This is a genomic window from Methylobacterium sp. 17Sr1-1 (assembly GCF_003173775.1).
Taxonomy (GTDB): domain Bacteria; phylum Pseudomonadota; class Alphaproteobacteria; order Rhizobiales; family Beijerinckiaceae; genus Methylobacterium.
Genome location: NZ_CP029552.1, coordinates 5,182,601 through 5,194,936, shown reverse-complemented (window position 1 = coordinate 5,194,936; position 12,336 = coordinate 5,182,601). Strand labels below are relative to the sequence as shown.

Genomic DNA, 12,336 nt, shown 5'->3' with positions numbered 1-12,336 from the left:
CGTATGCTGAAGATAGACGTTGTGGCTACGGCATTGCCAATTGGGAAGGACGCCACGCCTGCCTTAGCGGACCTGGGAAATGCGAGCATCAGAGAACGCCGTTTGCAAGTACTTAAATGATGGGAAAAACCGCCAGGAGATCTGATCGTCCTTTGCCGCTCGAGGATGTTGGAGACGCTGTCACCGATCCTGCATGGGCGTATCCTCCGCGAGCATCGCTGCTCTCCGCCGCCTGTCCCGCTGTAGCACGCAGAGCTGCCAGAACCCGAACCCCAGCACCGCCCCGAAGACCAGCCCGAAATCGAGCAGCGCGAACAGCGTCTGGCTCACGACGGGGCCGCGCCGCCGAACCGTTCGCGCTCGCGCAGGGTCTCGATCAGGTCGAGCACGCGCACGGCCCGCCCGCCGAGGTTCCACCAGGCCGGTCGCGAGGCAGCAGGAGGCACAGGCATCGCCGCCACCGCCTCGACCAGGAAGGCCGCCTCCGACAGGGCCGGCCGCTCGGCGCGGCGGGACGAGGACGTGAGAACCGCGCGGGCGAGCAGCCACGCCTTGCGGGCGCCCGGCACCCGGGCGCGGCGGGTGACCGGATCGAGCCCGCTGCGCGTGAGGTCGCGTCCGATCTCGGCGTAGATCAGCCCGGCGGCGCGCACGGCGGGGCGGCAGGAGGGCGGCAGCATCGCGATGCCGGATTCCGCCCGCGCGTAGAGGAGGTCGGCGGCGGCGAGCAGGCGGGCGACGACGGCGGCCAGCGCCGGGCTCGGCTCGGGACGCGCCAGGAACGCGTCGGGATCGAGCCCGGCCTCGCGCAGCCAGGATTCGGGCAGGTAGAGGCGCCCGTTGCGGGCATCCTCGCCGACGTCGCGGGCGACGTTGGTGAGTTGCATGGCGACGCCGAGGTCGCAGGCCCGGGCCAGCGCCTCGGGCGAGCGCTCGCCCATCAGCAGCGTCATCATCGCCCCGACCGAGCCGGCGACCCGGGCGGCGTAGGCGACGAGGGAGGAGAGGTCCGGGTAGCGCCGGCCCGCGGTGTCCCAGGCGAGGCCCTCGAGGAGCGCGGCGGGCAGGGCCTGGGGGATCGCGTGGCGGGTCACGATCTCGGCCAGCGCCCGGTCGGCGGCCGTATGGGCGGGCCGGCCGGCATAGGCGGCCGCCAGGCGCGCCCGCAGGCGCGGCACCGCGTCGGCCCGGGCGCCCGCCCCGTCCACCGCGTCGTCGGAGAGGCGGCAGAAGGCGTAGAGCCCGTAGGCGTCGCGGCGCACCGCCCGGGGCAGCAGCCACGAGGCGGCGTAGAAGCTGCGCGAGCCGGCCCGGATCGCCGCCCGGCAGGCGGCGTGGTCGGCGGCGCGGGCCAGGGACGCGGCGAAGGGCGTCTGACGACGCGCATCAGGCGAAGACGGCTGCATCCGGCACCACGCGATCGAGGATCTTGGAGGAGGAGAGCACGCCCGGCAGCCCGGCCCCCGGATGGGTGCCGGCGCCGACGAGGTAGAGGTGGCGTACCGCGCCGCATCGGTTGTGCGGGCGGAAATACGCGCTCTGGGTCAGGATCGGCTCGAGGCCGAAGCCCGAGCCGCGGAAGGCCAGAAAATCGTCGGAGAAATCCTGCGGCGTCGTCACCCGGGAGGTGACGAGGGACTCCGACAGGCCGGGCAGCACGGTCGCTTCGAGGCGTGCGGCGATGCGCTGCCGGAACGGTTCGGCGAGCCGCGCCCAGTCCTGCCCACCGGCGAGATTCGGCACGGGAGCCAGCACGTAGAACGCGTCATGGCCCGGCGGCGCGACGCTCGCGTCGGTCGCGGTCGGGCGGTGCAGGTAGAGGCTCATGTCCTCGGCCAGCACCTTGCGGGAAAAGATGTCGTCGAGGAGACCGCGATAGCGGGGACCTAACAGGATCGTGTGGTGGGCGAGATCCGGATAGGTCCGCCGCGTGCCGAAATACCAGACGAACAATCCCATCGAGGAATGCGCCCGGTCGAGCCGCCGCTCGCGCCAGCCTTGCGCCTCCGGCGGCAGCAGGTGCAGCGCCGTCACGGCCGAATCGGCGTTCGACACCACGACATCGGCGGGGACCTCCGTGCCGTCGGCCAAAGCCACGCCCCGCGCGGTGCCGTTCGTCACCAGGATGCGCTCGACCTCGGCGCCGCAGCGCACCTCGCCGCCCTGGCCCTCGATCAGGCGGACCATCCCGCGCACCAGGGCGCCCGTGCCGCCGAGCGCCGAATGCACGCCCCAGCGCCGCTCCAGGGCGGCGATCAGGCAGTAGAGCGCGCTCGCCCGGAACGGCGAGCCGCCGATGAGGAGCGGGTGGAAGCTGAACGCCGTGCGCAGGCGCTCGTCGCGGAACACCGAGGAGACAAGGCCGTACACGCTGCGATGGCCACCGATCCGCAGGAGGTCGGGGGCGATGCGCAGCATGTCGGTGAGGCGCCCGAACGGCACCGCGCCGAGCTGCTCGAACCCGACCCGGCACAGCTCGTCCGAGAGCGCCATGAAGCGGTCGTAGGCGGGCGCCTCGCCGGGCGACAGGCGCTCGACCTCGGCACGCATCGCCTCGGCCTCGCCGCACATCGCGAAGGTGGTGCCGTCGTCGAAGCGGATGCGGTAGAACGGCCGCATCGGTACCAGCGTCACGTCGTCGGCGAGGGATCGCCCGCAGAGCGCCCACAACTCCTCGAACAGGAACGGCGCGGTGACGATGGTCGGCCCGGCATCGAAGGTGAAGCCGTCCTGCCGGTGCACCCGCGCCCGCCCGCCGGGCTGGTCCAGGCGCTCGAGCACGCTCACCCGGTAGCCCCGCGCGCCGAGCCGGATCGCCGCCGCGAGCCCGCCGAAGCCGCTGCCGATCACCACCGCACGGGGTCTGCGCCGGGCGGACGTGACCCGCGGCGGCGCCTCGTCGATTGTCAACATAAGTTGACACTATCATCGCGAGCCGGGCGGGTGGCAAGCGGGAAAGTCGGTGGCAGGCTCCGCCTGTGCCGAGGCTCCCGGCTGAGCCATCCCGGCCCGGATCAGCTCGGCCACCACCTCCGGCTTCTCCTCGTGCGCCAGATGCCCGAGGCCGCGCAGCAATTCCACCCGCGCCCGGCCGCCGAGCCGGTCGGCGAGGCCGAACGACACCTCGGGCGCGATGGTGCGGTCCTGCCCGCCGACGATCAGCAGCAGCGGGGCCTTGAGGCGCGGCAGCTCGCGGTCGAGGGGGATCAGGTCCCAATGCGCCATCATGCCCAGCGCCCCGGCGACGTGGCCGGGGGTCTGGAACAGGCGGCGGTAGAGGTCGAGGCCGGTGCGGTCGAGGGTCGAGCCGGTGCCGTGGATCAGCCGCTCCACCGCCGCCCGGTCGGCCGACCAGGCGAAGACCCGCGGCGTCACCGGGTTGAGGAACAGGGCGCGGGCCATCGCCGGGAAGATGAAGCCGGCCATGCCCGGAAAAGGTTTCAGCGCGGCGTTGAGCCCGACGAGGAGGCGCGGCGACACGACACCGTCGAGGCAGAGCCGGGCCAGGATCGCCGCCCCGGCGGAGTGTCCGACCGCGACCTCGGGTGCCGCGCCGAGGACCCGCAGGAGGTCGCCGAGGGCCCGGGCCATGCGCGGCAGCGAGGGCGTCGGCAGCGGATCGGTGAAGCCGTGGCCCGGCAGGTCGGGGGCGATGACCCGGAAGTCCCTGGCGAGGAGCGGCAGCAGCCCGCGCCAGGAATGGGTCGCCGCGCCGGTGCCGTGGACGAGGAGCAGCACCGGGCCCGTCCCCGCCTCCTGCACGTGCCAGGTCAGGCCGCCGGCGGCGACGAAGCGGCTCGCCTCGCGGTTCGGCCATTCGCGGCCCTCGCGGGCGAAGGTGGGCCTGTCGTCGGTGGGAGGCATCGGTCAACCCGGCGGGGCGGCCTCGCGCACGGCCCGGGTCAGGCGCGCGGCGTCGGCCTGCGGCATGGCGAGGTAGCGCGCGGCCATGGCGGCGGCGAGCGCCCGGGCCGACTCCTGCGGGCGGGCGGCGGTGTCGATCACCAGGGCGCGGGTGCCCGACGCCGCCAGCGCTCTTGCCGCGCTGAGCGCGTCGGCGCCCGCCTGGGCCCGGCCCGGCGCACCCGAGCGGGCGACGTTGGCGCGGCCGTCGGTGAGGAGCAGCACGGTCGCGCTGCGGCCGGCCCGGCGCTCGGCGGCGGCGAGACGCCCGGCCGCCTCGATTCCGGCCGCGAGCGGCGTGCCGCCGCCGCCGGGAAGCGAGGCGAGGGCGCGCTTGGCCCGCACCAGCGAGCGGGTCGGGGCGAGGAGCAGGTCGGCGCCGCTGCCGCGGAACGCCACCAGGGCGACGCGGTCGCGCCGCACGTAGCACTCGGCGAGGAGCGACTCGACCGCGCCCTTGGCCTCGGCCAGCCGCTCCAGGGCGGCGGAGCCGGAGGCGTCGACCGCGAAGATCGTGGTGGTCTCTCGCTTCTGCACCAGGCGGCGGATGCGCAGGTCGTCGGCGGTGATGCGCAGGCGCGCCTCGGCCTCGCCGCGGCGCAGGCGCTGCCAGGGTGCGGCGGCCCGCAGGGTCTCGATCAGGGCGAGGCGGCCGTGGCGGGGATCGCCCGGCCTCGCCCCGACCGCACGCCCGCGTCGCGCCGATGCGGCGGCGCCGGCGCGGCCGGCCCCGGGATTGCGTGTCCGGACGCCCTCGCCGGCGAGCAGGCGGGCGAGGAGGCCCGGCGGCAGGCCTGCCGCGACGGCCGCGAGGACGCGGTCGTCGAGGACCTGGTTCTCGGCCGTCCGGTCGTTCTCCTCCCGGTCCGCCGGTTCGGCCTCGCTCGGGTCGGACGGGGGTTCGGACGGCGCCTCGCTCCCGCCATCGGGCCAGGCGCGGGCCCGGGGCGCGAGCACCAGGGCGACGGCGGCGGCGAGATCGGGATCCTCCAGGGCCGTGCGTCCGAACAGGGCGGCGTGCAGCCGGGCCACCCGCAGGGCGAGGAGCGGGGCACGCAAGGACGCGATGCCGAGGCGTGCCGCGAGGACGCAGAGCGCCTCGGCTGCCTCGGACGGGCCCTCGGGCCGGGTCGCACGGGCAGCCGCGAGGTCCGGGAGCGGCGGCGCGGTCGCGACGGCCCCGAGCGGCACGGCGTCGAGGTCGAGATGGAGGGCCGCCCGGTCGGCGAGGCAGGCCGGAATCGCCTCGTCCTCGCCCTCCCCCTCGTCGAGGAGCACCAGGCCGAAGCGGGCCGGGTGCCGGGTCGCGATCCCGTCGCGGGCGACCTCGACGGCACCGGTATCGAGCGCTTGCGCGATCCGCGCCGCGGTGCCGGGGGTCAGGCGCTCGGCCATCGGCACCACCACCACCCCGCCATGGCTGCGGGCGATCAGCCCGGGCTGCGCCACCGGATGCCCCGCCGCCAGGGTCGCCGGGAGGTCGAGCCCGCCGAGGAGCGCATCGTCGGCGATGCCGGCGGGCAGGCGCGTCACCGGCGTGCCCTCCGGGAGAAGGGCGCGCAGCCGCGCGAGCCAGGCCTCGCGCACCGGGCCGGGCCGGGCCCGCACGACGACGCTCGTTCCCGCCGGATCGATCGCCGCCAGGGATGCCGCGAGGCAGGCCTGGGTCCAGGCCGCGTCGGGCGCGGCGCTCACCCGAGCACCTCGGCGAGCGCCCGGGCGATCCGCGCCTCGGAGCCGGCCTCGTCGAGAGGGTTGCGGCGCAGGCGGTGGCTCAGACCGCTCGGGGCGACCTCGCGCAGGTGGTCGAGGGTCACGGTGCCGGCCCCATCGAGGCTCGCCGAGGCGCGGGCCGTGCGCATCAGGGTCAACTCGCCGCGCAACCCGTCGGTGCCCAAAGCCAGGCACAGGCGGGCGGCGGCCTCCAGCACAGCGTCCGGCACCACGACCTCGGGCAGGTGGGCGCGCGCCGCCAGGATCGCCTGCCCGAGCCGCGCCTCCTCCGCCGACCATTCGGCCGCGAAGGCGGCGGGATCGCGCTCGTAGGCGTCGCGGCGGCGCACGATCGTCACCCGGCTCGCGAGGTCGGTGGGCGTCGTCACCGTGACGGCGAGGCCGAAGCGGTCGAGGAGCTGCGGGCGTAATTCGCCCTCCTCCGGGTTGCCGCTGCCGACGAGGACGAAGCGCGCCGGGTGGCGCAGGCTCAGTCCCTCGCGCTCGACGGTGTTGACGCCGGAGGCCGCCACGTCGAGGAGCAGGTCGACGAGGTGGTCCTCCAGGAGGTTGACCTCGTCGATGTAGAGGAAGCCGCGGTTGGCGCGGGCGAGGAGCCCCGGCTCGAACGCCTTCTCGCCCGCCCCGAGCGCCCGGCCGATATCGAGGGCGCCGACGACCCGGTCCTCGGTGGCGCCGAGCGGCAGGTCGACCACCGGCACCGGCACGGTCTTGACCGTGAGCCCCTGCGCCCGGCGCGCCGCGCAGGACGGGCAAAGGGAGGCGGCATTGACGGGATCGCAGGCGTAAGGACAGCCAGCCACCGCCCGCATCGGCGGCAGCAGGGCGGCGAGCGCCCGCACGGCAGTGGACTTGCCGGTGCCGCGATCGCCGAAGACCAGCACCCCGCCGACCGCCGGATCGACCGCCGCGACGAGGAGCGCGCGCCGCATCGCGTCCTGCCCGACGATGGCCGAGAACGGATAGGGCGGGCGCGGCATCGCCTCGGGATGCGCGGCGGGATCCACGACGGTCGGCGTCGAGAAGCCCGGCTTGGGAGCCCGCCGGGACAGGGCCGAGTGGGTGGGGGCCACGGTTCGCGTCCTCGAAGGGTGGAGGTTAAGGGCAGGATCGGCCAGGGCGACGGGATTGTCTAATAAAATTGACGGTTTGTTTGGGTGACAGACCTGTGTCGTCATTGCCTGACAGACCGTGACTGTCGCGCGCAGAAGAACCCTCCCCCCTCTGCGGGGGAGGGTGGCCCCTGCGTCAGCGGGGGTCGGGAGAGGGGCGGCGCGACGCCGATCCAGGTAGCGGCCTTCAGAACGATTCAGGCCTATCCGGAAGCGTGGTTCCCCTCTCCCGCCCGGCTCCGCCGGGCACCCTCCCCCGCAGAGGGGGGAGGGATCAGGAAGCGTCGCGTCCTACGCCGCCCGCGCCAGCCCGATCCGTCCCCAGATCGCCCCGAGCGCCCGCGCCAGGTGGTCGATGTCGGCGTCGCTGTGCAACGGCGACGGGGTGATGCGCAGGCGCTCGGTGCCGCGGGCCACGGTCGGATAGTTGATCGGCTGGACGTAGATCGCGAACTCGTCGAGCAGCGTGTCGCTGATCTGCTTGCACAGCACCGGATCCCCGACCATCACCGGCACGATGTGGCTCGGATTGTTGAGGAGCGGGATGCCGATGCTCGAGAGCCGCCGGCGCACCGCCGCGACCCGGTCCTGGTGTCGGGCGCGCTCGACCCCGCTCGCCTTGAGGTGGCGGATGCTCGCCGCGGCGCCCGCCGCGATGGTCGGCGGCAGCGAGGTCGTGAAGATGAAGCCCGAGGCGAAGCTGCGCACGAAGTCGCAGAGCGCGCTCGATGCCGCGATGTAGCCGCCCGAGACCGCGAAGGCCTTGCCGAGCGTGCCCTCGATCACCGTGAGGCGGTGCATCAGCCCCTCGCGCTCGGCGATGCCGCCGCCGCGGGGCCCATAGAGGCCGACCGCGTGCACCTCGTCGAGATAGGTCATGGCGCCGTGGGCCTCGGCCACGTCGCAGAGTTCGGCGATCGGCGCGATGTCGCCGTCCATCGAGTAGACGGATTCGAAGGCGACGAGCTTCGGCAGCGTCGGATCGACGAGGCGGAGCTTGCGGTCGAGGTCGTCGGGATCGTTGTGGCGGAAGATGTGGCGCTCGGCACGGCTGGAGCGGATGCCCTCGATCATCGAGGCGTGGTTGCCCTCGTCGGAGAACACCACGCAGCCGGGCAGCTTGGACGCCAGGGTTCCGAGCCCGGCCCAGTTCGAGACGTAGCCCGAGGTGAAGAGGAGCGCCGCCTCCTTGCCGTGCAGGTCGGCGAGTTCCTGCTCCAGGAGAACGTGGTAGTGGTTGGTGCCCGAGATGTTGCGGGTGCCGCCGGCACCGGCGCCGCAGCGGTCGATCGCCTCGTGCATCGCCCCCGTCACCGCCGGGTGCTGGCCCATGCCGAGGTAATCGTTCGAGCACCACACCGTTACCTCGCGGGTGCCGTGCGCGCCGTGCTGCGTGGCGTAGGGAAAGCGCCCGGCCTGCCGCTCGAGATCGGTGAAGATCCGGTAGCGTCCCTCGCGGTGGAGGCCCTGCAGGGCCGAGGAGAACATCGCGTCGTAGTCCATCGAACGTCCCCTTGTACGGTATTCTTGTGGTGGTGTTCCTGTGCTTACGGAGCGGCGTCGGCCCCGGGGCGGCGGGCGGGCAGCCCCCAGCCCCAGAGCGCGGCGGAGGGCAGCGGCAGCATCAGGAAGCCGTGCTCCAGGATGGCGAGGGCCATCAGGGTCGCCATCATCGTGTGGCCGGAGCGCTTGAAGGCCGAGGCGCTCTCGGTCACGGCCGGGTGCAGCAGCACCAGGAGGAAGCCGGTGGCGAGGATCATCGCCACCGGGAACAGCGCGTTCATCGGCGCGCGGCGAAAGAAGCTGCCGAGATAGCGCAGGTGCTCGGGCAGGAACTCGGCGTTGAGGTTGCGCACGCCGAGGAACAAGTTGAGCCGGGCGCTGAGATTCATCCCCCACAGCACCAGGTAGGTCCAGAGCGCCATCCGGTTCGGGCAACCCGCCGTCAGCCAGAGGATGGCGACGAACCCGAGGATGATCGCCGCCTCGTGCCAGAGGTTGGTCGCCGCGGCCGCGCCGAATCGGGCGAGCCCCCGGTCGGTGGCGAGCCCCGGGGTGCGACGGGGACCGGCGAGATAGCCCATGTAGAAGGCCATCTCCTGCCAGCCCCAGACGATCAACGCCGCCGTGAAGGCCGCGTAGGCCCCCGCCTCGCTCTCTTGGCGTCCGCTCCAGGCGACGACCCAGAGGGCGGCAGCCAGCGCCAGCGTCGTCGCGCCGAAGCTCCAGGCGTGGGTGCGGCGTGGCCGGTGGTTCAGCCAGAGGATCGCCCCGGTCAGAAACCACCAGATCACGACGGCGTAGAGGATCGGCGCGGCGTAGTCGGACATGCGGGCGCTACCAGGCGGGGCTGAGGCGGATCTGCGCGGGCATCGGGTTGGCCTTGGCCGGCATCGCCATCAGCCGCCCGAAGGCGAAAGCCGCCTTCGCGGCGTAGCCGGTATGCTTGAGCTTGCCGACGATGCCGCCCTGCGCCTTCGCCTCCTCGATGCCGCGGGCGCAAGAGAGCAGCCGTTCGAGGCCGACCCGGAAGCCCGGATTCTCGATGTCGAGGGTGAGCGGAAACACCTGGCGCGAGATCTCGGAGGTGATGGCGAAGACCTGGAAGTCGTACTCCTTCGGGTCGACCCCGAGCGCCTTGTGGAAGGCCGGCCGGCATTGGTCGCGCACGTACATCGTGCAGAAGACGGCCAGCAGGAAGAACTTGATCCAGTAATAGTTGATGCCGGTGAGCAGCTTCGGGTTGGCGCGCATCAGGAGCGCGAAAGCCTCGCCGTGGCGGAACTCGTCGTTGCACCACTTCTCGAACCACTTGAAGATCGGGTGGAAGCGCTTGTCCGGATGGCGCTCGAGGTGGCGGAAGATCGTGATGTAGCGGGCATAGCCGATCTTCTCCGAGAGATAAGTGGCGTAGAAGATGAATTTCGGCCGGAAATGGGTGTACTTCTTGGCCTTGGTCAGGAAGCCGAGATCGATGCCGACGCCGAAATCCTTCAGCGTGTCGTTGATGAAGCCGGCGTGGCGCGCCTCGTCGCGGCTCATGAAGCCGAACAGCTCGCGGATGTCCTTGTTCTTGGCGCGCTTGCGCATCTCGGCGTAGAGCACGCAGCCCGAGAACTCGGCGGTGATCGACGACACGAGGAAATCGAGGAATTCCTTGCGCAGCTCCGGGTCGAGGCCGGACAGGTCGAGGTCGAAGTCCGAGTTGCGCACGAAGTGGCGCTTGTTCGGATCGCTCCGCATCTCGGCGATCAGCACGTCCCACTCGGCCCGCACCGGCTCGATGGTGGTGCGGTCGAGTTCCTCGAAGTTCGTGGTGTAGAAGCGCGGGCTCAGGAACGTCGTCGCCTGCGCCGACTGGGTGCTCTCGTTCGGGCTCTTCAGGGTCGTCGCGCTCATAGCCGCGTCCTTTCCGAGAAGCTGACTTCGTAGAGTTCGGTGAGCTCGAAATGGCCGGCGATGCGGGTCCACAGGCGCTCGACGGCGCCGGCGCGCACCACGGTCGCGGTGCGGCGCACCACGATCCGGTCGCCGTAGGGCACCGAGGTCGGCGCGTCGTGCACCGTGACCTCGTCGCCCGGGGCGATGAGCAGTCCGCCGTCCAGCGTGACGTGGGCGTGCAGGCTCTCGGCGGTCTGCTCGATCTCGACCGTGCACGGCACCTCGATGCGGCGTCGGCCGCCCAACCAGTGCATCACGATGCGCCCCTCCCCTGTTCGAGCAGCCGCGCGAAGGCGGCCGCATTGCCGAGCCCGAAGGCTTCGAGGTTGATCCGCCGGCCGGTCGCGACGTCGTCGAGCGAGAGCGTGCCGTTGTCCCAGCGGGTGAGCCGGAACGGCGGGGTCCGCGACAGGCCCTCGCGCAGCCGCGCCTGGGCCATCACCCGCAGGGTGGCGCGCAGGAACCCGTCCTCGCCGGGCTGCACCTCCGCGACGAGGCGGCCGTCCGCGGCGTTGCGGAGATCCACCCGGCCATCCGGCCGGTCCTCGACCGTGAGATCCAGGACCTGGACGGCCTGGGCCGGGGGCATCTGCGTGGTGCCGATTCCGCCGAACCGTCCGATCGCCACCGCCGCCAGCGAGAAGGCGACGAGGAGGCCGGCATTGCGCAGGAGGACCCGCGGGACCGGAATGTCACCACCTGCGAGATTTTGCGCCATCCGCCCCTCCCTAGTGGCCCGCCGCCGCGAGGCGGCCGGGGAGGACGGAGGCGGTCTCGGCGGCGGGCGGCAGGGCCTGCACCGGCTGGCCGTTCGCCTCGGCGAGCGCCGCGGCGATGCGCTTGGCGACCGCCTCGGCGTCCGGCACGCAGCGCAGCATCGGCTCGGGCCGGGACAGGCGCCAGGGCCGGGCATGCGGCCAGAGATGCAGGTAGGCCAGCCGCACGCCGGGCTTGAGCCGCAGCGGCAGGTCGCCGCTGCCGTCGCTGAGCCGGCGGAAGGCGGCGCTCTCGATCTCCTTGAGCGGGAGATTGATGTCCATCTGGAGCGCGATGCCGATGCGCAGCATCAGCCGCCGGTCGGTCAGGGTGTAGACCGTGGTGCGGCGGGCGCCCCAGGCGAGGAGGAACAGGATCGCGAGCGCCAGCGCGCCGGCGAGCAGGACCGGCCAGGCCGCCGCGGTCCGCCCGGCCGAGACCGCCTGGTAGAGCGCGAGCCCGCCGAAATAGACCGCCACGAGATCGACGTGGAAGGCGCGGCGCGCCAGGCTGAGGAGCATCGGGCGGCCCTGCCACAGCAGGCGCTCGCCCTTCGGCAGCGGGCCGGGCAGCCCGTGAGGAAGAGCGTCCGTCACAGCAGCGGCTCCTGGCGAGCGTCGGTGGCGTAGAGCGTGCCGGCGCCGTAATAGGCGATGACCCGCTCCTCCTCCCGAAGGGTGATGCTGTCGGGGTCGCGGTGTTGGGGCACGCCGGCGAACTGACGGGCGAGCAGGGCCGCGACGACGATCTTCTTCTCCCGGCTGAAGCGGTGCAGGTCCGCGAAGGTCACCGGGATCAGCACGGTGCGGTCGCGGGCGCCCTCGATCTCCATCTCGTAGTAGCGCGGCAGCGACTCGCCGCGATCGACCCAGATCTCCGTGACGGTGCCGGCCAGCACCCCGTCGGCGCCGTAGACCGGCAGGCCGCGCGGATCCGGATCGTCCGCCGAGACCGTGAACTCGTCGGCGACGCGCATCGGCACGATGCGGGTCTTGCCCTCCCAGGTCAGGTCCGGCCGCTCGGCGCGCAGGGCGTAGGCGCCGGGGCCGACGCCGTCGGCGAGGCGGGAATCGTCGGTCGAGGTCGGGACGATCGGGGCGCCGGGCCAGGGTTCGAGCTTGACCGCCCTGAGTTCGCCGACCGGCCCCTCATGCGGGCGCGGCGCCAGCACCGCCGAGCCGTCGGCGATCAGGAAGGTTTTTGGGGACGGCAGAAAGAGCCAGTCCCAGCCCTTCAGGCCGCCATGGGTCTCGGATTCGAGCGGGTAGCCCTCGCGGCGGTCCTCGCGGCGCAGGTAGAAGACGAGACCCGCGAAGAAGATCCAGAAGGCGTAGAGCACCACTTGCGCGACGTCGAGATAACCTGTGAGGGCACCCTTGGGCATAATGGC

General features: G+C 72.8%; 13 protein-coding genes. All 13 read right to left on the bottom strand.

Annotated features, from left to right (window positions below; genetic code table 11):
* Positions 1-180 precede the first annotated feature (180 nt).
* The 13 genes from DK412_RS30330 to puhA all read right to left on the bottom strand — a co-directional run bounded on the left by DK412_RS30330 (position 181) and on the right by puhA (position 12,330).
* A complete protein-coding gene (locus DK412_RS30330; protein WP_162596283.1) occupies positions 181-330 on the bottom strand; it encodes a hypothetical protein in 150 nt (49 codons plus the stop codon).
* Complete coding sequence (locus DK412_RS23600; RefSeq protein ID WP_109973952.1) at positions 327-1,406, bottom strand: phytoene/squalene synthase family protein; 1,080 nt, start codon at positions 1,404-1,406, stop codon at positions 327-329. Before DK412_RS23600 ends, DK412_RS30330 begins: the two co-directional genes overlap by 4 nt.
* The gene (gene crtI, locus DK412_RS23595; protein ID WP_109973951.1) at positions 1,387-2,913 is read right to left on the bottom strand and encodes a phytoene desaturase family protein; all 1,527 of its coding nucleotides are present in this window, start codon (positions 2,911-2,913) and stop codon (positions 1,387-1,389) included. Before crtI ends, DK412_RS23600 begins: the two co-directional genes overlap by 20 nt.
* Before the next feature lie 12 nt (positions 2,914-2,925).
* The gene (gene bchO / locus DK412_RS23590; RefSeq protein WP_109973950.1) at positions 2,926-3,864 is read right to left on the bottom strand and encodes an alpha/beta fold hydrolase BchO; all 939 of its coding nucleotides are present in this window, start codon (positions 3,862-3,864) and stop codon (positions 2,926-2,928) included.
* A 3-nt stretch (positions 3,865-3,867) separates the two neighbouring features.
* Entirely contained in the window at positions 3,868-5,598 is a 1,731-nt protein-coding gene (locus DK412_RS23585; protein ID WP_109973949.1) for a magnesium chelatase subunit D, read from the bottom strand.
* Positions 5,595-6,617 carry a magnesium chelatase ATPase subunit I gene (bchI, locus tag DK412_RS23580; RefSeq protein WP_204165635.1) on the bottom strand — a complete coding sequence of 341 codons (1,023 nt, stop codon included), beginning with the start codon at positions 6,615-6,617 and terminating at the stop codon, positions 5,595-5,597. The genes DK412_RS23585 and bchI overlap by 4 nt, the downstream gene beginning before the upstream one ends.
* A gap of 423 nt (positions 6,618-7,040) precedes the next feature.
* Positions 7,041-8,252 carry a 5-aminolevulinate synthase gene (gene hemA / locus DK412_RS23575; RefSeq protein WP_109973947.1) on the bottom strand — a complete coding sequence of 404 codons (1,212 nt, stop codon included), beginning with the start codon at positions 8,250-8,252 and terminating at the stop codon, positions 7,041-7,043.
* Positions 8,253-8,296: 44 nt separating this feature from the next.
* Positions 8,297-9,079: a putative photosynthetic complex assembly protein PuhE gene (gene puhE, locus DK412_RS23570; RefSeq protein ID WP_109973946.1), complete on the bottom strand. Its 783-nt coding sequence runs from the start codon at positions 9,077-9,079 to the stop codon at positions 8,297-8,299.
* A 7-nt stretch (positions 9,080-9,086) separates the two neighbouring features.
* Positions 9,087-10,148, bottom strand: a complete 1,062-nt coding sequence (acsF, locus tag DK412_RS23565) for a magnesium-protoporphyrin IX monomethyl ester (oxidative) cyclase (protein ID WP_109973945.1) — start codon at positions 10,146-10,148, stop codon at positions 9,087-9,089.
* Entirely contained in the window at positions 10,145-10,444 is a 300-nt protein-coding gene (locus DK412_RS23560) for a hypothetical protein (RefSeq protein WP_048432793.1), read from the bottom strand. Before DK412_RS23560 ends, acsF begins: the two co-directional genes overlap by 4 nt.
* Positions 10,444-10,908 carry a photosynthetic complex assembly protein PuhC gene (gene puhC / locus DK412_RS23555; protein WP_109973944.1) on the bottom strand — a complete coding sequence of 155 codons (465 nt, stop codon included), beginning with the start codon at positions 10,906-10,908 and terminating at the stop codon, positions 10,444-10,446. Before puhC ends, DK412_RS23560 begins: the two co-directional genes overlap by 1 nt.
* A gap of 10 nt (positions 10,909-10,918) precedes the next feature.
* Positions 10,919-11,542 (bottom strand): photosynthetic complex putative assembly protein PuhB, encoded by a 624-nt coding sequence (puhB, locus tag DK412_RS23550; RefSeq protein ID WP_245447211.1) that lies wholly within the window; start codon positions 11,540-11,542, stop codon positions 10,919-10,921.
* Entirely contained in the window at positions 11,539-12,330 is a 792-nt protein-coding gene (puhA, locus tag DK412_RS23545) for a photosynthetic reaction center subunit H (protein WP_109973943.1), read from the bottom strand. Before puhA ends, puhB begins: the two co-directional genes overlap by 4 nt.
* Positions 12,331-12,336 lie beyond the last annotated feature (6 nt).